This is a genomic window from Phaeobacter italicus (genome assembly GCF_019801785.1).
Taxonomy (GTDB): Bacteria; Pseudomonadota; Alphaproteobacteria; order Rhodobacterales; family Rhodobacteraceae; genus Phaeobacter; species Phaeobacter italicus.
Map to the genome: position 1 here is coordinate 861086 of NZ_JAHVIJ010000001.1, position 22910 is coordinate 883995.

The following is a 22910-nucleotide window of genomic DNA, read 5'->3' on the forward strand; positions in this document are numbered from 1 at the left end:
ATTTAAACAATTGGACGCGAGGGCGGTTCCATGTCAATTCTATTTCGACCAAACGGACGAAATTAGATGCCAAAGATCATCGATCACGACGCTCATAGCAAGGACCTCGCCCGCCGGGCCGCGGCGTATTTCTCTCAGCATGGCTATGGCGGGACGAGCATGCGCAAGATCGCGCAACACCTCGGCCTGTCCAAAAGCTCGCTCTATCATTATTTTCCCACCAAAGAGGCGCTGTTTCTTGCCTGCACAAGGCAGGTGATGCCGGGCGGGGACGCCCTGCCCCAAGACATCACCGGTAGCGAAACGGACCGTTTGCAGGCCTTGAAGGAGATGATGGGACAGGATTTTGCCGCTGAAATGGCGTTGATTTTCGACTATCTCAGGGGAAAATCCCAAGCAGAGATTGCCCAGGATGAGGCCATGCAGCTGGCGCTTTCCGCCTATCGCGGCGCGGTGGCCGCAATCGTGGGAGAGTCCCGATCAGAGCAGGTCCTGGCCCAGATCATGGGCGAGCTGATGCTCGCGTATCTATCGGGTGGGAAAGCCATCGACAGGACGTAAAAAACCCCGCAACCACATGGGGTTACGGGGTGATTTGAACCTACTTTTTCAAACCTGTACAGAGGCCGCTTGATCAGCTGGCGGCCTGCTCTTCGATCTCCTGCGCCAGCGCCTCTGTGCGGGCGGCAAGCTCTGCGAGCGTCTCGGTCACAAGCGGCGGAACAACCGGCACTTCGATCCGTTCAGGTTCTGGCGCGGGCGCGGCGCGCAGCTCGGCCAGCTCGGCATCGCGCGCGGCCAGCTCGGCTTCGACTTCTTTGATACGATCCTCGACCGCTGCCGTTTTATCCGCCAGCATCAACCCCGCCATCAACAGCATCCGGGCTTCGGGCATCCGACCGATCTGATCGGACAGAACCTGCGCCTCATCGTCAAGCATCTTGGCCGCAGAATGCAGATAGCTTTCTTCGCCCTCCTGACAGGATACTTCAAACCCGCGACCGCCGATGTGAATTGTGACTTCGGGCATCAGATATCTTCTCCTTCGGGCATCGGTTGGGCTGTTCGGGCGCTCGCCATTGTGTCAGCCAGCGTGTCAACCGGCGCGCCATCCATCATTGGGATCTCGACCGAGGGCTCTTCTGCCGGGCTGTCTTGCTGGTCGCTGTCCCCTTGCCCGGCTTGCGCCAGCAACGGCTCCAGCTTGGCAAGGATCGCCGTCACATGCGCCTGTTCGGCAGCAAAAGACGCGCGCAATGTGTCCACTTCAGACTGCAGGGCCGCGTTGATCAGGTCAGGATTGCCGACACCTTCGGCGTTTGCATCTCGCAGCGCGGCGTTCGAGGCGCGCAGTTGATCGGCAGTCGCGCGCAGCTCCTGCTGGGCATGGTCTAGCTGCACCAACATATCGTTCTGATTGGCGAATTCATCGGCGCTGGGGCCAGCTGCAGCGGCCTCTCTCGCGGCCTGTTCCGCCGCCTGAGCCGCTGAAACCGCGGCGTTGGCCTCCTCCAGCTGGTGACGCAGCGCTTCGACCTCGGCATTCAGGGCCGCCGCATCTACAGCCGCGCCCAGATCGTCGGGTTCTTCCTGCAGCTGTTCGCTCAAACGGGCATTGGTTGCCAGGGCTTCGTCCAGCTGATCCTGCAGCGCCTCACGGGCCGAGGCGGCCTCGTTGCCGTGGACTTCAAGTTCCTGTTTCAACCTGGCCACTTCGGCCTGCAATGCGTCGCGCTCAGCGGTGTTGCCAACCTCGTTGCGCAGCAGCTCCACCTCGGCTTGAAGGGCTGCAAGCTCGCCAACATCATCGGTGGCCGGTGCGGCGGTCTTGGCCTCGGCTTCCTGCAGCTGATTGCGCAGGACTTTCAACCGCTCTTCCAGCTGGGCGTTGGCCAGCCGTTCTTCATCCAGTTCACGGCTCAGCGTTTCATGGGCAGCGTTGGATTGCGACTGCGCCTCTGCTTCGGCCTGAACGCGTGCTTCGGTTGCGGTGCGTGCAGTCTCCTGCAAGGCTGCGGCCCCCGCACCGATCCGCTCCATCGCGGCCAGGATCCGACCCTGCAATTCTTCGATCTGCTCCATGCCTGTCCCTTTGCGACCCCGTGATGTATCTGCCGGTATTTATCTGCCGGTCCCGTCTACAGCGCTAACACCGCCCGATTCAGGCGCAATTTGCGCGAATCAGAACGGCCCAGCGGCTGTGCAACCAACTTAGTTCATGCAGGGATAAATTACCCCCTGTTTGCTTTCAAGCACTTGCGGCACATAGTTCGCGCAAGAAGCCGCGCAAACGCTTGATCTTTGCCACATCACTGTTATTGAGCCACCAGTCTGCCTAAAACCCAGAGGAAAAATCCAGTGGATCTGACTGCCCTGCGCAACGCAAACCCCGAACATTGGACCAAGGCTGCGGCCATCCGTGCCCTGGCCCTCGATGCCGTTGCTGCGGCCAATTCGGGCCATACCGGCATGCCCATCGGCATGGCCGATGTCGCGACCGTCCTGTTTGAAAAACACATGAAGTTCGACGTGGCGAACCCAAAGTGGCCGGACCGCGACCGCTTTATCCTGTCCGCCGGTCATGGCTCCATGCTGATCTATTCGCTGCTCTATCTCATGGGCGACGCACAGGTCACGCTTGAGCAGATCAAGAACTTCCGCCAGATGGGCGCCCTGACTGCAGGCCACCCGGAAAACTTCCTCATCGATGCGGTGGAAACCACCACCGGTCCGCTGGGCCAGGGCATCGCCAATGCCGTTGGTTTCGCCATGGCCGAGGAATTGCAGCGCGCCCAGTACGGCCGCAAGCTGGTGGATCACCACACCTATGTGATCGCAGGCGACGGGTGCCTGATGGAAGGTGTCAGCCAGGAAGCCATCGGTCTTGCTGGTCGTCACTCGCTCGGCAAGCTGATTGTTCTGTGGGACAACAACAACATCACCATCGACGGCACTGTTGAGCTGTCGGACCGCACCAACCAGGTGCAGCGCTTCAAGGCGTCGGGCTGGCATGTTCAGGAAATCGACGGTCACGATCCCAAGGCGATTGATGCCGCGATCGAAGCCGCGAAAAAGACCAAGAAGCCGTCCATGATTGCCTGCAAAACCCACATCGCTTTGGGTCACGCTGCGCAGGACACATCCAAAGGTCACGGCGCCCTGACGGACGCGGAACAGCTGAAAGCGGCCAAGGACGCCTATGGCTGGACCGGCGGCGCATTCGAAGTGCCCGCAGACATCAAAGCCCAGTGGGAAGCCATCGGCCAGCGTGGCGCAGCCGAGCGTGAAGCCTGGGAAGCGCGCTTTGCCGAAGCCTCCCAGCAGAAGCAGGACCGCTTTAACCGCGCCTATGCGCTGGACGCCCCCAAGAAGCTGTCCGCCGCTGTCAAAGCGCTGAAAAAGCAGGTGAGCGAAGACCAGCCCAAGGTCGCAACCCGCAAGGCATCGGAAATGGCGCTGGCCGTCATCAACCCGCTTATGCCTGAAACTGTCGGTGGCTCTGCGGACCTGACCGGGTCCAACAACACCAAAACCGGCGATCTGGGTATCTTTGACACCGACAACCGCAAGGGTCGTTACGTCTACTGGGGTATCCGCGAGCACGGCATGGCCTCGGCGATGAACGGGATGGCGCTGCATGGTGGTATCCGCCCCTATGGCGGCACCTTCTTCTGCTTCACCGATTACGCCCGCCCGGCAATGCGTCTGGCGGCCCTGATGAAAATCCCGTCGGTGTTCGTGATGACCCACGACTCCATCGGTGTTGGCGAAGACGGCCCGACCCACCAGCCGGTTGAGCATCTGGCCATCTGCCGCGCGACCCCGAACACCTATGTGTTCCGCCCCGCAGACGCCGTAGAAACCGCAGAAGCCTGGGAAATCGCCCTGACCGAGAAAGAAACCCCCTCGGTCATGACGCTGACCCGTCAGAACCTGCCGACCGTGCGCACCGAGCACAAGCTGAACAACCTCACCTCCAAGGGCGCCTATGTTCTGGCAGAGGCCGAGGGCAAGCGTCAGGTCATCCTGATCGCCACCGGTTCCGAGGTGTCGGTTGCAATGGACGCAAAGGCCAAGCTGGAAGCCGAAGGCATCGGCACCCGTGTGGTCTCCATGCCCTGCATGGAGCTGTTCGCACAGCAGGATGAGGCCTACCGCCGCAAAGTCCTGCCCGCAGGTCCGGTCCGCGTTGGTATCGAAGCCGCCATGCGCGCAGGCGGCTGGGACCGCTGGCTGTTGGGTGAGCGCGGCCAGGAGAAGAAAGCCGCATTTGTCGGCATGGACCGCTTCGGCGCCTCCGCCCCCGCAGGTGAGCTGTTCGAGAAGTTCGGCATCACGGCCGACAACACCGTTGCGAAGGTGAAAGAACTGCTGGGCTGAATAGCCCAATTCCAAACCTTAAAAGGCGCCTTTAAAGGCGCCTTTTTTTGCCTCAGGAGACCAGCGACACATTTGAGCAACACAACGTTTTTTAAAGATGTTTAAACTGCCATCTGGAACTCCGCAAAGGTTGAGCGTATACGGGTAATGTGCGCCCCAGGCGAGTTTCAAGAACGAGAAGAAGGTATACAAATGTCTTTTCAAGCCGAAGTATTCAAAATTTTAATTGCAAGTCCGGCGGACGTGGAAGAAGAGCGCACAGCGATTTCCCAAGTAATCTCCCGTTGGAACGACTTGAACGCAGAGCGCGAAAACGTTGTGCTACTGCCGGTCAAATGGGAAACTCACTCTGCACCATTGATGGGTGATCGGGCTCAAGGAATAATCAACAATCAAGTTGTTCACACCTGCGATATGGCTATCGGGGTCTTTTGGACACGTCTTGGTACGCCTACTGGTGTAAGTGAAAGCGGTACTACCGAAGAGATTGACTGGTTCATTGAAAATAACCGACCTGTAATGTTGTACTTCTCTTCGCGTGCGATTGAACCCAAAAAAGTTGACCTTGAGCAGTTCAAGAACCTGAAAGACTTCGAAAGCCGTATGCAAAAAATCGGTTTAACTGGTTCATACAAATCTATTGAAGATCTACGAGAACAACTTCTGGGGCAAATCACCAACAACGTCCGGGACCTCTTGCAAGGCATCCCAAAACCGGCTCCGTCAGAATCGGAGGTTAAAGAGAAGGTTAAAACGATCAAGAAGATTGCTAAATCTGGAAAAATATACATCGAAGACTATGAAAAAGACGGGGAAATCCGGTCCTTTGTCGTTAAAGGTGACACTAAGCCTATTAAAGAGGAAATCAAAGAATTGGGTGGAAAGTGGAATCGCTCCCTTATGGGGTGGATTTTCCCAAAAACTCGCGAGTTGGAGATAGCCGAGTTTCTCAAACAGCGAGCCTAATTGACAACACGGTTGGTTCTGAAAAAATACTGATACCCTTTGCTTTCAAAACAAAGCGCGAGGGGTATCAAGCCTAACAGGGATCACCTATTCCGTAAACTTTCCTATCACCGGTCCCACAACCTTCGTCGCCAGCGGGATCAGCAGCAGACCGTAGGCCAGCCCAAACACCCCGTCCATCGTGGCCTTGGCGACCCATTCGGCAAAGCCCTCCCATGCGGCGGGAACCGCGTGGCCGACGGCATAGGCCCAGTCGTGAATGTGGTGACCCAGCCAGCCAAAGCCCAGCTCTTCCAGCCCGTGGATGATGATGGAGCCACCGACCCACAGCATCGCAGCGGTACCGACCACCGACAGGATCCACATCAGAACCGGCATGAATTTCACCAGCCCGCGACCAATTCCCCGCCCAACCGGGGTCAGTGCGTTGTTGGTGAGGTAAAGCCCCACATCATCCATCTTCACGATCAGCGCCACAGACCCATAAACTGCAACAGTCACGCCAATGCCGACAACCGCAAGGGTCGCCGCCTGCATCCAGACATTGGGCGCCTCGATCGCGGCCAGCGCGATTGTCATGATCTCCGCCGACAGGATGAAATCGGTTTTGATCGCCCCCTTGACCTTCTGCTCTTCCAGATGGCCCGGATCCTTTACCGACATGTCTTCTTCGATCTCGTGGCTGGCGTGGGGAAAGAGCACGTGAAAGATCTTCTCGGCCCCCTCAAAACATAGGTAACTGCCCCCCAGCATAAGGAGGGGCGTGATCAGCCAGGGGGCGAAATTCGCGAGCAGCATCGCGACGGGCAGAAGCAGGATCAGCTTGTTGAAAAACGACCCCCGCGCAATCCGCCAGATGATCGGCAGTTCGCGGGCGGGCTCGAACCCTTGAACATATTTCGGGGTCACGGCTGCATCGTCAATGATCACCCCCGCCGTCTTGGCCCCGGCCTTGCCCGCAGCTGCCGCCACATCGTCAACCGATGTTGCCGCAACCTTGGCAATGCCTGCCACATCATCCAGCAAAGCCAACAAACCGCTCATGGGGGATCCTCTTCATCTTGCGCGTGTTGCGCCCACAGTAACCATTCGCCTTTCAGGTACAAGTCGCGCAAGCCCCGGATTGTTCCCAGATCCATATGACCGGACTGACACGGGTCCAGGCACCTGTCGCAAATTCCGATGCGAATGACGCAGGGCAAAAGCGCCCGCGCGGTGGCGGCAAAATCTGTTAACGCAACCAGTGATTTTCGTTACCGCAACCATCCATGTTTTGCGCTAACAGTCTGGTTTTATATACCTTTTCGCACTTTTGGTGACGGGAAATGACCGCTATAGCGAGGGCAAGTTCTGCACGTTTGGAGAGACGCACATGACCATCAAAGTCGGGATCAACGGGTTCGGCCGCATCGGGCGCTGCACTCTGGCGCATATCGCAGCCTCGGGCCGCGACGATATCGAAGTGGTCAAGGTCAATGCCACTGGCCCCCTGGAAACTGCAGCCCACCTGCTGAAGTATGACAGCGTGCACGGTCGTTTTCCAAACGACGTGACCATCGGCGAAGGCACCATGAACCTGGGTCGCGGTGACATGCAGATGTTCTCGACCTATGACATGAATGAGCTGGACTGGTCCGGCTGTGACGTTGTTCTGGAGTGTACCGGCAAATTCAACGACGGCGAAAAAGCCAAGGCGCATCTGGAGCGAGGTGCCAAGAAGGTACTGCTGTCGGCGCCGGGCAAGAACGTCGACAAGACCATTGTTTTCGGCGTGAACGACGACAAGCTGGAAGCGGGCGACGTGATGGTTTCCAACGGCTCCTGCACCACCAACTGCCTTGCCCCGCTTGCCAAAGTCCTGGACGAGACCGTCGGCATCGAAAGCGGCATCATGACCACGATCCACGCCTATACCGGTGACCAGCCGACGCTGGACCGCCGCCACAGCGATCTGTATCGCGCGCGTGCGGCTGCCATGGCGATGATCCCGACCTCCACAGGTGCGGCCAAGGCGCTGGGTGAGGTGCTGCCGAACCTCAAGGGGCGTCTTGACGGTTCTGCCATCCGCGTGCCCACTCCGAATGTCTCGGCTGTGGATCTGACCTTCCGCGCGTCCAAGAAGACCTCCGTGACCGAAATCAACGCGATCATGAGCGAGGCGGCCAATGGCCACATGTCCCGCGTGCTGGGCTACGAGCCTGCACCGCTGGTTTCGATTGATTTCAACCACACAGAGCAGAGCTCAATCTTTGCGCCGGATCAGACCCGCGTTGTCGAAGACCAGCTGGTGCGCGTGCTGGCGTGGTATGACAACGAATGGGCCTTCTCTGTCCGCATGGCAGATGTTGCGGTTGCGATGGCGCGCCTCAGCTGATCTTCAGCTGGCCCCTAGCAGACGCAGCCCTTGTTTTGAAACGCTCGCTCAGGCATATCTGGGCGGGCGTTTTCTCTTTTGGGCCAGATGGATGACCAACACAATTGCAGTTGTATTAGGCGGTTTTCTGATTGCGGCCATCGCCATCGACATCGCCCTGTTTGGCGATGTGCATATGATCTTCCTCGGCAAACGTATGCTCGAACTGATCGACTGGATTGCCTTCTGGCGTTGACCTTTCGGCCTGTTTTCCGCCCCCCACAACACCAAAAGACGGCGCCCATTCGGACGCCGCCCTGATCTCATGCGATAGCGGAATGTGATCTGATCAGCCGTTCAGCCGCTTGCTCAGCTCTTCCTCGACCAGAGGGGTGACAAAGTTCGACACATCCCCCCCAAGGCGCGCGATTTCCTTTACCAGCTTTGAGGCAATCGCCTGATGGCGTGCCTCTGCCATCAGAAACACCGTCTCAACCGAGCTGTCGAGCGCGCGGTTCATGCCAACCATCTGGAATTCATACTCGAAATCCGCAACTGCCCGCAGGCCGCGCACGATGATCTGGGCACCCACGTCGCGGGCACAATCAATCAGCAGATTTTCAAACGGGTGGGCCACGATCTCTGTGCCGGTCTGTTCGCTCAGCTTGGCGCATTCCGCCTCGATCATGGCGACACGCTCTTCCAACGAAAACAGCGGCCCCTTGTCGCGGTTGATCGCAACGCCGATCACCAGCTTGTCCACCAGCGCGCTGGCACGGCGGATAATGTCGATATGTCCCAGGGTAATCGGGTCGAATGTTCCGGGATACAAGCCAATACGCATAGGGCCCCTCCTGCCTGCTGGTTGGTTGCGCGCAGGCAAACATGTTTTACACGCCGGGCGCAAGAGCGTGAAAATACCGAAGTCTTAGCCAATTGCTGCAACGCCGCAACGTCAGGATGCAATCTTTGGCCAGGGGCGCCACGCCTGTGTCAGCGCCCCGGGCCATGCGCCATCAGTGGCCCATGATCATGCCTTCCAGCGCGTCCTTCTCCATCGCGACCTCAGCCAGCTGGGCCTTGACCACATCCCCAAGGGACACCAGCCCGATCAGCTTGCCCTCTTCGACCACTGGCATGTGGCGGAAACGGCCCTCTGTCATCTGCTGCAGCACCTCTTCCACGTTGGATTGGCTGGTACAGGTCACAAGCTTGCGCGTCATGTAATCCTTGGCGCAGTCGCTCAGGCAGCTGGGGCCCGTGCGCGCCAATTCACGCACGATATCACGTTCGGACAGGATCCCTTCTGCGGTTTCTCCGTCGCTCGACACCACCACGGTCCCGATCTTGTGCTCACCCAGCAGCTTGGCCGCTTCAGAAATCGTCGCATTTGGTGCAATCGTCACCACACCAGAGCTTGCCTTGGATTTCAGAATGAATTGAATCAGCATGGGCGCTCCTCTGTTTTTGTAATTTTATTGCGTAACCCAAGCGTTGCCGGATCCCGACATCAAGTCAAGCCTTCCAGTCGGATCACCTCGTCGCGGATCCCTTTTGACAGCGCCTGTGCAAACCGGTTGAGCCGCTCGCTGCGCTGGTCGCCCTGATGGCGCACAAGATAGAAACTCCGCGTGAGACTGATCTTGTCGGTCAGAACCTTGCGCAAAGACCGATGCGCAGGCAGCGTGAAATCGTGGGCAACACAAAGAGCCGTGCCTTCTGCTGCCAGTTTGATCTGCACCGATACGGAATTTGATGCCAACGCCACCCGTTCGATGCCGAGGTTGTTGAGGTAATCCAGCTCCCGGTCGAAAATCATATCCGGGATGTAGCCGATCATTTTGTGTTTCTTCAGGTCTTCCAACTTTTCGATTGGGGGATGGTCGCGCAGATAATGACGTGAGCCGACGAGATGCAGTTTGTAGTCGGTGATCTTTTGCACCAGCAGCTGGCCTGCGGTGGGCGCGCTGACGGTGACAGCCATGTCCGCCTCGCGGCGGCTGAGGTTGATGACGCGCGGCAGCGCGACGATCTGGATATCAAGATCGGGGTTGTCCTCGCTGATGCGCGCGCAGACTTGTGGCAACAGGTAATTGGCGCTGCCGTCCGGTGCGCCAATCCGGATTTGGCCAGACAGGGTATCACTGGGCCCCGCCAGCGCCTCCTGCCCGGCCCGCATCGCCTGCTCTGCCGCCTCGGCATGGCCCAACAACCTGTCACCCGCCGCGCTGAGCGCATAGCCTTGCGGGGACTTCACGAACAGCGGCGTATCCAGTGCCTCTTCAAAGCGGGAAATGCGCCGGCCCACGGTGGCGGGGTCCATCTTCAAGACGCGACCAGCCCCGGACAGGCTGCTTTCGCGCGCCACAGCTAGAAACACCCGCATATCATCCCATTGTGGGTCCATGAGCCTGTTCTCCTCATTGCGCCACAGCCGATCATTAATCCGCTGTTAACCCTTTGCGTTCCTGCAAAGCCTCTTTGAGATCTTTCCTCTTTTGCGATGATTTTTGCAAGCCTAGGATTACCCCAACTCAAATAGAGGAGGATCCGATGGAAGAACTCGGTCACTTTATCAACGGCAAGATCACCGCAGGCACCTCTGGCCGCAGCGACGACGTCTACAACCCCGCAACAGGCGAAGTGCAGTACAAATGCGCGATGGCGAGTGCGGCGGAAACCACTGACATCATTGAAAAAGCGGCCGCAGCTCAGCCGCAGTGGGGCGCAACCAACCCGCAAAAACGCGCCCGTGTGATGATGAAGATGGTCGCGCTGATGAACCGCGACATGGACAAGCTGGCTGAGGCACTGAGCCGCGAGCACGGCAAGACCATTCCGGACGCCAAGGGCGATCTGCAGCGCGGTCTGGAAGTGATCGAATACTGCGTCGGCGCGCCCCAGATGCTGAAAGGTGAGTTCACCGACAGCGCAGGCCCCGGCATCGACATGTACTCCATGCGCCAGCCGCTGGGTGTTGTCGGCTCCATCATGCCGTTCAACTTCCCCGCCATGATGCCGCTGTGGCACGTCGGCCCGGCGCTGGCCTGTGGCAACGCGGTTGTTCTGAAACCGTCCGAGCGTGACCCCTCTGTGCCCTTGATGCTCGCAGAGCTGTTCGTTGAGGCCGGCCTGCCCGAGGGCGTGTTCCAGGTCGTGAACGGCGACAAGGAAGCCGTCGACACCATTCTGGACAGCGAAATCATTCAGGGCGTGTCCTTTGTGGGCTCCACCCCGATCGCGCAGTACATCTATTCCCGCGCCACCGCCAACGGCAAGCGCGCCCAGTGCTTTGGCGGCGCCAAGAACCACATGATCGTGATGCCCGACGCCGATCTGGACCAGGCCGCTGACGCGCTGGTCGGCGCAGGTTTCGGCGCGGCCGGCGAACGCTGCATGGCGATCTCGGTTGCGGTTCCGGTTGGCGAGGAAACCGCCGACAAGCTGATCGAAAAACTGATCCCGCGCATCGAAAACCTCAAGGTTGGCCCCTATACCGCCGGTGATGATGTCGACCTCGGCCCGGTTGTGACTGCAGCCGCCAAGGAACGCATTCTGGGTCTCATCAACTCTGGTGTGGAACAGGGCGCGACACTGGTTGTCGACAATCGCGACTTCAAACTGCAGGGCTATGAAGACGGCTTCTTTGTTGGTCCGCACCTGTTTGACCACGTGACCACCGACATGGATATCTACAAGCAAGAGATCTTTGGCCCGGTTCTGTCCACCGTGCGCGCAGCCACCTATGAGGACGCGCTGAAACTGGCGATGGATCACGAGTACGGCAACGGCACCGCGATCTTTACCCGTGATGGCGACACCGCGCGTGACTTTGCCTCCCGCGTGAACATCGGCATGGTGGGCATCAACGTGCCGATCCCGGTGCCGCTGGCCTACCACACCTTTGGCGGCTGGAAGAAATCCATGTTCGGCGATCTGAACCAGCATGGCCCGGACAGCTTCAAGTTCTATACCCGCACCAAAACCGTGACCTCCCGCTGGCCCTCGGGCATCAAGGAAGGTGGCGAGTTCAACTTCAAGGCGATGGACTGATATCCGGCCGCACGCCATAGGTATCACCACCCAAACACGAAGGCCCCGGCAATGTCCGGGGCCTTTCTTTCATACCCGCCCTCTGCTGCCGTCGCCTGCCCGGCCAACCCTGCCGTTTGGGCAGTTTTTGCCCATTTTTCTGGCCAATCACCGTAATTTTGCTTGCTCATTACCTAGGGTCGTCTATCCGGTTTGAAGCATAGAAAGAACGACGGCAGGCAGATGAGCACACCCGAGATATCCCCCCAGCCAAAGGCGGCTGGAAAATCCGCACGCGACTGGGTCAAGATCCTCGCGCAATACCGCGAACCCAACCACCTGCGCAGCAGCTTTGAGCTGGCAGTGACTGTGGTTCCGTTCCTTGCCCTTTGGGCGCTTGCCTGGTGGTCGCTTTCGGTGAGCTATTGGCTCACCCTTGCGCTATCCCTTCCGATTGCGGCGTTTCTGCTGCGCCTGTTCACCATCCAGCACGACTGCGGCCACGGTTCGTTTTTCCGCAACCGCCATGTCAGCGACTGGGTGGGCCGGATCATCGGCGTGCTGACGCTGACCCCGTATGATGTCTGGCGCCGGACGCATTCCATCCACCACAGCACCCATGGCAACCTCGGCAAACGTGGCATGGGCGACATCCACACAATGACCGTGGCCGAATACCGCGCCTCCGGGCGTTGGGGCCAGTTCATGTACCGGCTCTATCGCCATCCCATCACGCTGTTCGGCTTTGGGCCTGGCTATCTTTTCTTCCTGCAAAACCGGATCCCCTATGGCCTGATGGGTCAGGCCCGCTACTGGATCAGCGCGATGGGCACCAATCTGACCATTGTTCTGGCTCTTGCCGCGATCTGGTATTTCGGCGGCTTGATGCCGCTGTTGCTAATCTTTGTGCCAGCAACGCTGATTGCGGCCACTGCGGGGCTGTGGCTGTTTTATGTTCAGCACCAGTTCGAGGCCACCACATGGGAAGACGACAGCAACTGGCAGCTGCATGACGCCGCCCTGCACGGCAGCTCTCATTATGTCTTGCCTCCGGTCCTGCAATGGCTGAGCGCCAATATCGGCATCCACCATGTGCATCACCTGTACAGCCGGATCCCGTTCTACCGGTTGCCGCAGGTGCTGCGTGACCATGCCGAACTGGCCGAGGGCAACCGCATGACCATCCGCGAAAGCCTTGCAAATGCGCGCCTGCATCTGTGGGACGAAGACGCCAAGCGGCTGGTGTCCTTTTCTCAGGCCCGCGCCCTCTGACGATATAGTCCGCCACATTCGGCGGGAATTTGCCCAGACCTACCACAGCCCCGCTACACATCCCTGTGAGGCGGGGCAAATCATGTCTGCCCCCTCTTGGGTCTGCGTCCGCGCAACCCTATGTTCGAGCAAATAACGCAGACCGCAATGGTCTGGAGCCGAACAAAGAAGCGAAGGACACAATGAGCACGTTCCGTATGACCCGCCGCGCGGCCCTTACCGGGCTTGGCGCCACCCTTGCCACCCCGTCCCTCCTGCGCGCGCAATCGAGCGATGCGTTCCCGGCTGATGAGGCCCCGATCGAGGATGAGGTCACCGTTCGCCGCAACATTTCGTCATTTCAGCAGCAGGACTGGCGTGACCATTTTGACGAGTTGGGCGTTGGCTGCATTCTGGCTGATATCTCCTCGCGTGCGCTGCACTATTGGGGTGGCGACGGGGAAACCTATCGCCTGTTCCCCTCCTCCGTTCCGATGAGCGAGGAACTGACCCGCCGTGGCTATTCCGAAATCGTGCGCAAGCGCGAAAACCCCAGCTGGACCCCGACCGCATCCATGCGGGAACGTGACCCCAGCCTCCCCACCCGGATCGAAGGTGGGGTTCCGAGCAATCCGCTTGGTACGCGCGCCATGTATCTGACCTGGCCTGCCTATTTGGTTCACGGCACCCATGACACCCGCAAGATCGGCCGGCAGAGCAGCTCTGGCTGCATCGGCCTTTACAACGAACACGTGGAAGAGCTGTACGACCTGGTTCAGGTTGGCACCAAAATCCGCCTGCTCTGATCTGGCCCCGGTATACGGATTTGGTGGCAGGTTTTGACTGCCGCCAAAGACCCGCAAAAAACGCGCCTCTGATGCCAGGGGCGCGTTTTGTTTTCTGTGCATGCCTGCGCTCTGTTGAACCGCAGCTTGCAGGCGGGGCTGGTGATGTCAGTCGAGGTGCAGATGATCGGGCTTCAGCCCGTTGTCATACCGTTCGATTGCCAGCTCAAGAAGGGCTTCGAAGTTTTTCATGTACCCTTCGGAATCATAAAGCGGCGTCTGAGGGATGTTCTGCGTGATCTTGGCGCGCAGGGCCGCCAGCTCGCTTGGGTTTTGTGCCAGACGCAGGGCGATGTCGCGATACTCTTCAACCGATTGCGCGATCAGCTCGGGACAGTTCACCGCCGATACGATGCTGGCGGCCACCCGAGCAGCGAATTGCTGGCCCGGCATCGTCACGACCGGCACGCCCGACCACATCAGTTCACTCGCGGTGGTGTGGGCATTACAGGCAAAAGTGTCGAGAAAGATATCCGCAAGGGGGAGCCGCGCGATGTGATCCGGCGTGCTGCACCGATCCGCAAAGACAATCCGCTCCGCGCTGACGCCGCGCGCCTCTGCCTCCTTGCGGATGTTGACCCGCAGTGCCTCCGCACCAGCAAGGAACCACAGAACGCTGCCATCAACCTGTTTCAGCAGATCCATCCAGATATCGAATTCCGCTGGCGACACCTTGTTGTGGTTGTTGAAGGCGCAAAACACCACGCCATCTTGCGGCAGTCCCATATCAGCGCGGGTCGGGGTCTGGTCTGGGCGGGGACGACTGTTGTCGTTCACCTGGTAACAGTCCGGCATATACATGATTTTCTCAGAGAAATGTCGCCGGCCTTCCTTGGGGACGGTGACAGCATCCGCGACAAAATAATCCATCGTCGGCAAACCCGTCGTGCCTGGGTACCCCAGATAGGAAATCTGAACCGGCGCCGCGCGGAAGGCAAAGATCGCAGGGCGCGCGCCCTTGGTATAGCCCTTGAGGTCGATTGCGATATCCAGCTGATCGTCACGGGCCAGTTCAGCGACATCCTCATCCTTCATCGCGTGAACTGGTTTGTAGTGGTCCGCCGCTTTCACGACCCGCTGAAGGTAGGCGTTGGTCGGCTGGTTGCTGTAGTCATAGATGAACACTTCGAAGCGGTCAGAATTGTGCAGCTCAAAGTGCTGCGCCATCAAAAGCATGGTGGCGTGGTTGAAAAAGTCGTTGGAAAAATAGCCGATACGGATCCGGCGACCTGCTGTCGCGGTCCGGTCAAAAGCGTTCCGCTGTTTGAAATCGGCAAGCATGAGCTGCTTTTTCATCTTTGTCACAGCCCGTTTTTTCTGAAAGGCCGGATCATCCACGTAAAGAAGGGTGGTAAAGGGATCGCCATTCGCCGGATCATTGTCCAGGATCCGGAGCTTGTTCTTCTGATCCTCATAGACCTCCCACTTGCAGAGATCCATCTGCAGCTGCACCAGCCGCGACACGTTCATCGCGTTTTCCGGGTCCAGCTGATAGACCGCCTCGAAAAAGCCGACCGCGTCCTCATAGCGGTCCATAAGCATCAAAATGGTGCCAATCCCGCTTAGCCATTTTGGGTTGGTCGGTTCTCGTTTCAGCGCCCCCATCAGGTGCCGCAAAGCGAGATCGTATTTTGCCTCCTGCATGAAATTGGAGGCAAGTTCAGCATGAAGAAGCGCATCCTCAGGTGCCAGGGTCAGGGCCTGCGTGATGAACTGGCGCGCACGCGGGTAGTCGCCTTCGACAAAAGCCTTCGCAGCTTCGGCCTTGAACACATCCACGGGAGACGGAGGTGCCGCGGCCATTTTCCGACGCGCTGATTTGGAAAGTTGGTTTTTGCGCAATGGTTTGTTCATTGACGGTCTGCCCTCAGCTGACATGGCCACAGAGGCTTCAAGCTCCGGCCTTATGACAAATTTCCATCAGTTTGGCGGAAAAAACCTAAGAAACGGTTCACCAGTCTCTTGCATCGCTGCAGGCATCAAAGCAGGCTTCGCGAGCGGATATCGACATTTCTGCACTGCTACTTTGCGCAGCTGCCGCTTGCTCTGTGGTCAATCCCCCGCTAAGAAATAAACAACCGTTCAATTCATGACGACCCGCCGGGTCAGATCCCGGCCGGGCTGCGTTCACACGAGGGAGGACACGCCGTGGATTTCGCATTGACCGAGGAACAGACCGCCATCTTCGATATGGCCTATGCCTTTGGGCAGGAGAATATCGCGCCATTTGCCCGCCAGTGGGAGGCCGAAGGCACCATTCCGAAATCGCTCTGGCCGCAGGTGGGAGAGTTGGGTTTCGGCGGGCTCTACGTGTCCGAAGAAACCGGCGGCGCGGGCCTGACGCGTCTGGATGCGACCCTGGTCTTCGAAGCGCTGTCGATGGCCTGCCCGTCCGTTGCGGCCTTTCTGTCCATCCACAATATGTGCGCCAAAATGCTGGACACCTTTGCCAGCGACGAGATGAAGGCGCGCATCATGCCCGATGTGCTTTCTTTGAACACTGTCCTCAGCTACTGCCTGACCGAACCGGGCTCCGGCTCTGACGCTGCGGCCCTGAAGACCCGTGCGGCCAAGACAAACGAGGGCTACACGCTCAACGGGACCAAGGCGTTCATCTCTGGCGGGGGCTATTCTGACGCCTATGTCTGCATGGTGCGCACAGGCGAAGACGGCCCCAAGGGCATTTCCACGGTCTATGTCGAAGACGGCACCGCCGGTCTCAGCTTTGGCGGGCTTGAGGACAAGATGGGCTGGAAAAGCCAGCCCACCGCCCAGGTCCAGTTTGACGATTGCAAGATCCCGGCGGACAACCTCGTCGGTGAAGAAGGCAGCGGCTTCAAATATGCGATGATGGGGCTGGATGGCGGGCGTCTGAATATTGCGTCCTGCTCGCTTGGTGCCGCGCAGCAGGCGCTCAACATGACGCTGCAATACATGTCCGAGCGCAAGGCCTTCGGCAAATCCATCGATCAGTTCCAGGGGCTGCAATTCCGGCTCGCTGATATGGAAATCGAACTGCAAGCTGCCCGTGTCTTTCTGCGCCAGGCCGCCTGGAAGCTGGATCAGGGCACGCCTGATGCCTCCAAACACTGTGCGATGGCCAAGAAATTCGTCACCGAAGCAGGCTCCAAGATCGTGGATCAATGCCTTCAACTTCACGGCGGCTACGGCTACCTTGCGGACTACGGCATTGAAAAACTGGTGCGTGACCTCAGGGTTCACCAGATTCTGGAAGGCACCAATGAAATCATGCGGGTGATCACCGCGCGCCACCTGTTGGCCGAAAACCGCTGAGGCAGACATGAGCGACATTGATATCCGTGTCACCGGCCGCGCCGGGCGGATCACCCTGACCCGCACCAAGGCGCTCAATGCGCTGAGCTATGACATGTGCCTTGCGGTGGATGCCGCGTTAAAGGACTGGGCCACAGATGACGCCATTGATCTGGTGGTCATGGATGCGGAGGGTGAAAAAGCCTTCTGCGCGGGTGGCGACATCGCCGAGCTTTACCAGACCGGCCGCGAGGGCAATTTTGACTATGGCCGTCGGTTCTGGCGCGATGAATACCGCATGAATGCGCGGATCTTTGAATATCCCAAACCCGTGGTCAGCTTTCTGCAGGGGTTTGTGATGGGCGGCGGCGTCGGCCTTGGCTGTCACGGCACCCATCGCGTGGTGGGCGACAGCACCAAGGTTGCCATGCCCGAGGTCGGCATTGGTCTGATCCCGGATGTGGGCGGCACCCTGATGCTGGCGCTCGCGCCCGGCCGCCTTGGCGAATACCTCGGCCTCACCGGCGCCCGGATGGCCGCCGCAGACGCCATTCATGCGGGGTTTGCCGATCACTACATCCCCGAAGACGCCTGGCCCGATCTGATCCGCCAACTGGAAGAGACAGGTCGCACCGACAACCTGGTTGAGGCCGCCAAAGACGCAGGCGAAAGCCCCCTTGCCGCCCAGCAGGCCGAGATCGATCGTTGTTTCGGTGGCGAAGCCCTTGGCGATATCCTGACCGACCTTGGCCACGCTGACAGCGCCTTTGCTCAGGACACCCTCAAACTGCTGCAGCGCAATGCGCCTCTGTCCATGGCGGCCACCGTCGAAATGCTGCACCGACTGCGTGCAGGCACCATGAGCATCCGCAAGGCGCTGGAACTGGAATATCGCTTTACCCACCGCGCGATGGAAAAAGGCGACTTTCTGGAAGGAATTCGGGCCCAGATCATTGACAAGGATCGCCAGCCAAAGTGGCAATATGCCGACCGCGACGTGCCCACCACCGCCGTCAGCCAGATGCTGATGCCGCTTGGCGCAGACACGCTGCGATTTGAGGAGGAATAACACATGAAAATCGGATTTATCGGCCTTGGCAACATGGGGGGGCCGATGGCCGCCAACCTCGCCAAGGAGGGCCACGAGGTCATGGGCTTTGACATGGCCGATGTGCAGATCGATGGCGTGCAGATGGCAGGCTCCGGGGCAGAGGCCGCAACAGGTGCCGATGTGGTGATCACCATGCTGCCCAACGGCCAGATCCTGCGTTCAGTCGCAGAGGATCTGGTGCCTGCAATGACAAAAGGCGCCACGCTGGTGGATTGCTCTACCGTTGACGTCGACAGCGCGCGGGCCGTCGCCCAGCAATGTGCCGATGCCGGGTTGCAGTTTGTCGATGCCCCTGTCTCCGGCGGCATTGGTGGTGCGGCTGCGGGCACGCTGACCTTTATGGCGGGCGGCAGCCAGGGCGCCTTTGATGCGGCCAAACCTCTGTTTGATATCATGGGCCAAAAGGCCGTGCATTGCGGTGATGCAGGTGCCGGTCAGGCAGCAAAGATCTGCAACAACATGATCCTTGGCATCACCATGATCGGCACCTGCGAGGCCTTTGCACTGGCTGACAAGCTGGGCCTTGATCGCCAGAAGATGTTTGACGTGGTCTCCACCTCCTCCGGCTACAGCTGGTCGATGAACGCCTACTGCCCCGCTCCGGGTGTTGGCCCGCAGTCTCCCGCTGACAACGACTACAAGCCCGGTTTCGCCTCGGAACTGATGCTCAAGGATCTGCGCCTGTCCCAACAGGCAGCTGACAGCGTGGATGCCGACACGCCGATGGGCGCTCTGGCCCAGGCGCTTTATGCGGTCTTTGTCGAGGACGAGGACGGCAAGGGCAAAGACTTCAGCGCCATGCTGCCCCGGTTCGAAAAAAGCAGCCGACACGACCGCTGAGCCTGACCCGGCCCCAGCGAGACATCCAGGCCCTTCCGTAAAGGGTTCACAAATCCGCAGCTCTGCCAGGGGGCTGCGGATTTTTCCATTTCCAGATCGGGGATGACCCAACAGCCACCCCAAAACTTGTCGAAAAACCAGCAAGTTACATGGCAATCTTGACGACCAGATCCGGCCAGGAGGTAAACCAAAACAGCAAGGTCTTTAAAATTTTCAAGACTATCGCATAGGTTGCATTAACTTACATATGGACCCGAAATAGCTGTTGTGGCACCTTTTCACCACTACCTGAATGACAAAATTGCTGAGCCTTGGAGGCCAGAAAGGCCCAACCATCCGAAAGATATTCGGACATTTCACAGGCTGCATCTTTCACGGTTGCACCCCCAGCAACTGGCAGCTGCGAAGTGACCCCGGTTACAAGGCCAGTGACCACTTTGAAACTGAACACACCTTGCAAGAAAGGATCTGTTTCAAAATCTGCAACCAGCTGATCCGCTGCCACAGGTCCCCACATGTGGCAGGGGTTTGGTCCCGGCGGCAGACCCTCCAAATGACGAAGACATCCACACCAATTGGATTTTGAAATTGGTCGGCCCTCCAGTTCTGCGACCTCAGGTCTCGCAGATGTACCCCCCACCCCCTCAGGCGAGGGCCAACACCGTCCCGATCCAGCTCTGTGGAGAGCACCGCTGACAGAACGTCGGCGGTGCTTGTCGTTTCAGGCCAACCTCCGAACCGCAAAATCGCCCGCGCCTAGTCCGCGCGCCAGATCCGCGCGACCGGCCTCCCCCTCTTCCGCCAACGCAAAGGAAAAGGGGCCTCTCGGCCCCTTTATGATGTCGATCCCGCCCGTCTTCGGCCTGCTGCGGCCAGATCTGCGCCCATCACCTTTTCAAAAATACTCCGGGGTGAATTGGCCAACGGCCAAGAGGGGCAGCGCCCCTTGGCTCCGCGCGGGGCTCAGCCCCCTATTCAGCGGCAACCTTGCGTGCTGCCAGAATATCCTTGAGATACCGGCCCGTGTGACTGCGCGGCTCCGCAGCAACATCCTCGGGCGTGCCCTCGGCAACAATCTCACCGCCGCCATCGCCACCCTCAGGGCCGATATCGATGATCCAATCTGCGGTCTTGATCACGTCGAGATTATGCTCAATCACCACGACGGAATTGCCCTGCTCAACGAGTTCATGCAGCACTTCCAAAAGCTTGCGCACATCCTCGAAATGCAGACCCGTTGTCGGCTCATCCAGAATATAAAGCGTGCGTCCGGTGGAGCGTTTGGCCAGCTCCTTCGAGAGTTTGACCCGCTGCGCCTCGCCGCCGGACAGGGTGGTCGCCTGCTGCCCAACCTTGATATAGCCCAGCCCGACCCGCATCAGCGCATCCATCTTGTCGCGGATGGATGGCACGGCGCTAAAGAACTGCTGGGCGTCTTCCACCGTCATGTCCAGCACGTCGGCAATGCTCTTGCCCTTGAACTGAATTTCAAGCGTCTCGCGGTTATAGCGCGCGCCTTTGCAGGTTTCGCACTCCACATAGACATCGGGAAGGAAATGCATCTCGATCTTGATGACACCATCACCCTGGCAGGCCTCACAGCGCCCGCCCTTCACGTTGAAGGAGAACCGCCCCGGCTTGTAGCCGCGTGTCTTGGCCTCCGGGAGGCCCGCAAACCACTCGCGGATCGGGGTAAAGGCGCCGGTGTAGGTGGCAGGGTTCGAACGCGGGGTGCGGCCGATGGGGCGCTGGTCGATGTCGATCACCTTGTCCAGATGTTCCAGCCCCTTGATGGTCTCGCAGGGCGCCGGGGTTTGGCGCGCACCGTTCAGCCGCATAGAGGCGGTTTTGAACAGCGTTTCAATCGTCAGCGTCGATTTCCCGCCGCCCGACACGCCCGACACACAGAGGAACTTGCCCAAGGGGAAATTTGCGGTCACCTCTTTGAGGTTGTTGCCCGTCGCCTTTACGACCTTGACCGACTTTCCGTTGCCCTTGCGACGCTCGCTTGGCACTGCAATCTCGCGCTTGCCCGAGAGATACTGGCCGGTGATGGAGGCCGCATCCTCTGCGATCTGCTGCGGGGTGCCGTGGCTGACCACCTGCCCCCCGTGCACGCCAGCGCCGGGGCCAATATCAAATACATAGTCCGCCTCGCGGATGGCGTCCTCGTCATGCTCCACCACGATCACCGTATTGCCCTGATCACGCAGGTTCTTGAGCGTGCCGAGCAGGCGATCATTGTCGCGCTGATGCAGGCCGATTGAGGGTTCGTCCAGCACATAGAGCACACCTGTCAGGCCAGAGCCGATCTGCGATGCCAGACGGATCCGCTGGCTTTCACCACCAGAGAGGGTGCCCGCGTTGCGGCTCAGCGTCAGATATTCCAGCCCCACATTGTTGAGGAACCCCAGACGCTCGCGGATTTCCTTGACGATGGCGCGGGCGATTTCCTGTTTCTGCGCAGACAGATGGTTCGGGACGTCCTCAATCCAGGCCAGCGCCTCGCGGATCGACATCTGCACCACCTGCCCCACATGCAGCAGCTGATCGCCAGAACCGATCTTGACCGCCAGCGCCTCTTCACGCAAACGGTAGCCGCCGCAAGAGCCGCAGGGCCGGTTGTTCTGGTAGCGTTCAAATTCTTCGCGGATCCAGCTGGAGTCGGTCTCGCGGTAGCGGCGCTCCATGTTGGGGATCACCCCTTCAAAGACGCGCGTGACCTCATAGACACGACCGCCCTCGTCATAGCGGAACTTGATTTCCTCATCCCCGGAGCCATGCAGGAAAACCTGCTGCACCTTTTTCGGCAGATCCTTCCACTTGGTGTTCTTGTCGAACTGATAGTGTTTGGCGATGGCCTCGATGGTCTGCAGGAAATAGGGCGATTTGCCCTTGCGCCAGGGGGCCAGCGCACCGTCATAGATTTTCAGCGTCTGATCCGGCACAACCAGCCGCTCGTCAAAGAACAGCTCGACCCCCAGACCATCACATTCCGGGCAGGCCCCAAAGGGCGCGTTGAACGAAAACAGGCGGGGTTCGATTTCCGGGATGGTGAACCCGCTGACCGGACAGGCGAAATTCTCGGAAAAGGTGATCCGTTCGGGATCGCCTTCTTTCGGGGCCGTCTCCAGAATGGCAATCCCGTCGGCCAGATCCAGCGCAGTGCGCAGACTGTCGGCCAAACGTGTCTCCAGCCCTTCTCGCACCACGATACGGTCCACCACGACGTCGATGTCATGGCGGAACTTTTTGTCCAGCGTCGGCGGTTCGTCCAACTCGTAGAACGCGCCATCCACCTTCACACGCTGAAACCCCTGCTTGCGCAGTTCCAGAAACTCTTTGCGATACTCGCCCTTGCGGTCGCGCACGATGGGCGCCAGCAGGTAACCGCGCGTGCCTTCCTCAAGGGTCATGATCCGGTCGACCATGTCCTGCACCTGCTGGGCCTCGATGGGCATGCCGGTTGCAGGGCTGTAGGGCGTGCCTGCGCGCGCAAACAGCAGACGCAGGTAGTCGTAGATCTCTGTCACCGTCCCCACGGTCGAGCGCGGGTTCTTGGAGGTGGTTTTCTGTTCGATGGAGATCGCAGGCGAGAGGCCGCTGATGTGATCCACATCCGGCTTTTCCATCATGTCGAGGAACTGGCGCGCATAGGCCGAGAGGCTTTCGACGTAGCGGCGCTGCCCCTCTGCATAGATCGTGTCAAACGCCAGGCTGGACTTGCCCGAACCGGACAGGCCGGTGATTACCACCAGCTGATCGCGCGGGATATCCACGTCGATGCCCTTGAGGTTATGTTCCCGCGCACCGCGAACTTCGATCGATTTCAACTCAGCCATACTGCCCCCAAATCCAA

General features: G+C 59.2%; 19 protein-coding genes. 11 read left to right on the forward strand and 8 right to left on the reverse strand.

Features of this window, described 5'->3' with window-relative positions; genetic code table 11:
• Positions 1 to 66: 66 nt before the first annotated feature.
• Positions 67 to 561 carry a TetR/AcrR family transcriptional regulator gene (locus KUV39_RS03990; RefSeq protein WP_222458989.1) on the forward strand — a complete coding sequence of 165 codons (495 nt, stop codon included), beginning with the start codon at positions 67 to 69 and terminating at the stop codon, positions 559 to 561.
• Between the two features lie 73 nt (positions 562 to 634).
• On the opposite strand, the gene KUV39_RS03995 is transcribed toward KUV39_RS03990, so the two are convergent.
• Both KUV39_RS03995 and KUV39_RS04000 read right to left on the reverse strand, forming a co-directional pair.
• A complete protein-coding gene (locus KUV39_RS03995; RefSeq protein WP_046210361.1) occupies positions 635 to 1030 on the reverse strand; it encodes a cell division protein ZapA in 396 nt (131 codons plus the stop codon).
• On the reverse strand, positions 1030 to 2082 hold the full coding sequence (locus KUV39_RS04000; protein WP_222458990.1) for a coiled-coil domain-containing protein: 1053 nt from the start codon (positions 2080 to 2082) through the stop codon (positions 1030 to 1032). Before KUV39_RS04000 ends, KUV39_RS03995 begins: the two co-directional genes overlap by 1 nt.
• 276 nt (positions 2083 to 2358) lie before the next feature.
• On the opposite strand from KUV39_RS04000, the gene tkt reads away from it, so the two are divergent.
• On the forward strand, positions 2359 to 4380 hold the full coding sequence (gene tkt, locus KUV39_RS04005) for a transketolase (protein WP_222458991.1): 2022 nt from the start codon (positions 2359 to 2361) through the stop codon (positions 4378 to 4380).
• 192 nt (positions 4381 to 4572) lie between these two features.
• Positions 4573 to 5346 carry a hypothetical protein gene (locus tag KUV39_RS04010; protein ID WP_222458992.1) on the forward strand — a complete coding sequence of 258 codons (774 nt, stop codon included), beginning with the start codon at positions 4573 to 4575 and terminating at the stop codon, positions 5344 to 5346.
• 87 nt (positions 5347 to 5433) lie between these two features.
• Here KUV39_RS04010 and KUV39_RS04015 read toward each other — a convergent pair whose 3' ends face one another.
• Positions 5434 to 6390, reverse strand: a complete 957-nt coding sequence (locus KUV39_RS04015) for a DUF808 domain-containing protein (RefSeq protein ID WP_222458993.1) — start codon at positions 6388 to 6390, stop codon at positions 5434 to 5436.
• A gap of 328 nt (positions 6391 to 6718) precedes the next feature.
• Here KUV39_RS04015 and gap point away from each other — a divergent pair, with 328 nt between their 5' ends.
• Both gap and KUV39_RS04025 read left to right on the forward strand, forming a co-directional pair.
• Positions 6719 to 7720 carry a type I glyceraldehyde-3-phosphate dehydrogenase gene (gap, locus tag KUV39_RS04020; protein WP_008558955.1) on the forward strand — a complete coding sequence of 334 codons (1002 nt, stop codon included), beginning with the start codon at positions 6719 to 6721 and terminating at the stop codon, positions 7718 to 7720.
• Positions 7721 to 7811: 91 nt separating this feature from the next.
• A complete protein-coding gene (locus KUV39_RS04025) occupies positions 7812 to 7955 on the forward strand; it encodes a hypothetical protein (protein WP_008560108.1) in 144 nt (47 codons plus the stop codon).
• A gap of 93 nt (positions 7956 to 8048) precedes the next feature.
• Here the strand turns inward: KUV39_RS04025 and coaD are convergent, their stop codons facing one another.
• The 3 genes from coaD to KUV39_RS04040 all read right to left on the reverse strand — a co-directional run bounded on the left by coaD (position 8049) and on the right by KUV39_RS04040 (position 10106).
• Positions 8049 to 8543: a pantetheine-phosphate adenylyltransferase gene (coaD, locus tag KUV39_RS04030; protein WP_008560023.1), complete on the reverse strand. Its 495-nt coding sequence runs from the start codon at positions 8541 to 8543 to the stop codon at positions 8049 to 8051.
• A 172-nt stretch (positions 8544 to 8715) separates the two neighbouring features.
• Positions 8716 to 9150 carry a CBS domain-containing protein gene (locus KUV39_RS04035; RefSeq protein WP_046210367.1) on the reverse strand — a complete coding sequence of 145 codons (435 nt, stop codon included), beginning with the start codon at positions 9148 to 9150 and terminating at the stop codon, positions 8716 to 8718.
• 59 nt (positions 9151 to 9209) lie between these two features.
• The gene (locus KUV39_RS04040; protein ID WP_008559041.1) at positions 9210 to 10106 is read right to left on the reverse strand and encodes a LysR family transcriptional regulator; all 897 of its coding nucleotides are present in this window, start codon (positions 10104 to 10106) and stop codon (positions 9210 to 9212) included.
• Between the two features lie 146 nt (positions 10107 to 10252).
• Between KUV39_RS04040 and KUV39_RS04045 the strand changes: the two genes are divergently transcribed.
• The 3 genes from KUV39_RS04045 to KUV39_RS04055 all read left to right on the forward strand — a co-directional run bounded on the left by KUV39_RS04045 (position 10253) and on the right by KUV39_RS04055 (position 13788).
• The gene (locus KUV39_RS04045; RefSeq protein WP_046210368.1) at positions 10253 to 11752 is read left to right on the forward strand and encodes a CoA-acylating methylmalonate-semialdehyde dehydrogenase; all 1500 of its coding nucleotides are present in this window, start codon (positions 10253 to 10255) and stop codon (positions 11750 to 11752) included.
• Between the two features lie 222 nt (positions 11753 to 11974).
• The gene (locus KUV39_RS04050; RefSeq protein ID WP_008561202.1) at positions 11975 to 13003 is read left to right on the forward strand and encodes a fatty acid desaturase; all 1029 of its coding nucleotides are present in this window, start codon (positions 11975 to 11977) and stop codon (positions 13001 to 13003) included.
• Between the two features lie 182 nt (positions 13004 to 13185).
• A complete protein-coding gene (locus KUV39_RS04055; protein ID WP_222458994.1) occupies positions 13186 to 13788 on the forward strand; it encodes a L,D-transpeptidase in 603 nt (200 codons plus the stop codon).
• Positions 13789 to 13935: 147 nt separating this feature from the next.
• Here KUV39_RS04055 and KUV39_RS04060 read toward each other — a convergent pair whose 3' ends face one another.
• The gene (locus tag KUV39_RS04060; protein ID WP_244998203.1) at positions 13936 to 15630 is read right to left on the reverse strand and encodes an O-linked N-acetylglucosamine transferase, SPINDLY family protein; all 1695 of its coding nucleotides are present in this window, start codon (positions 15628 to 15630) and stop codon (positions 13936 to 13938) included.
• Between the two features lie 345 nt (positions 15631 to 15975).
• On the opposite strand from KUV39_RS04060, the gene KUV39_RS04065 reads away from it, so the two are divergent.
• Genes KUV39_RS04065 through mmsB form a run of 3 tightly spaced genes read left to right on the forward strand, consistent with a single transcriptional unit; the run spans position 15976 to position 19051 of the window.
• The gene (locus tag KUV39_RS04065; RefSeq protein ID WP_222458996.1) at positions 15976 to 17121 is read left to right on the forward strand and encodes an acyl-CoA dehydrogenase family protein; all 1146 of its coding nucleotides are present in this window, start codon (positions 15976 to 15978) and stop codon (positions 17119 to 17121) included.
• A 7-nt stretch (positions 17122 to 17128) separates the two neighbouring features.
• A complete protein-coding gene (locus KUV39_RS04070; RefSeq protein ID WP_222458997.1) occupies positions 17129 to 18169 on the forward strand; it encodes an enoyl-CoA hydratase/isomerase family protein in 1041 nt (346 codons plus the stop codon).
• Between the two features lie 3 nt (positions 18170 to 18172).
• Positions 18173 to 19051: a 3-hydroxyisobutyrate dehydrogenase gene (mmsB, locus tag KUV39_RS04075; protein ID WP_046210372.1), complete on the forward strand. Its 879-nt coding sequence runs from the start codon at positions 18173 to 18175 to the stop codon at positions 19049 to 19051.
• A gap of 971 nt (positions 19052 to 20022) precedes the next feature.
• Here the strand turns inward: mmsB and uvrA are convergent.
• Positions 20023 to 22893: an excinuclease ABC subunit UvrA gene (gene uvrA / locus KUV39_RS04080; protein ID WP_046210374.1), complete on the reverse strand. Its 2871-nt coding sequence runs from the start codon at positions 22891 to 22893 to the stop codon at positions 20023 to 20025.
• Between the last annotated feature and the right edge of the window lie 17 nt (positions 22894 to 22910).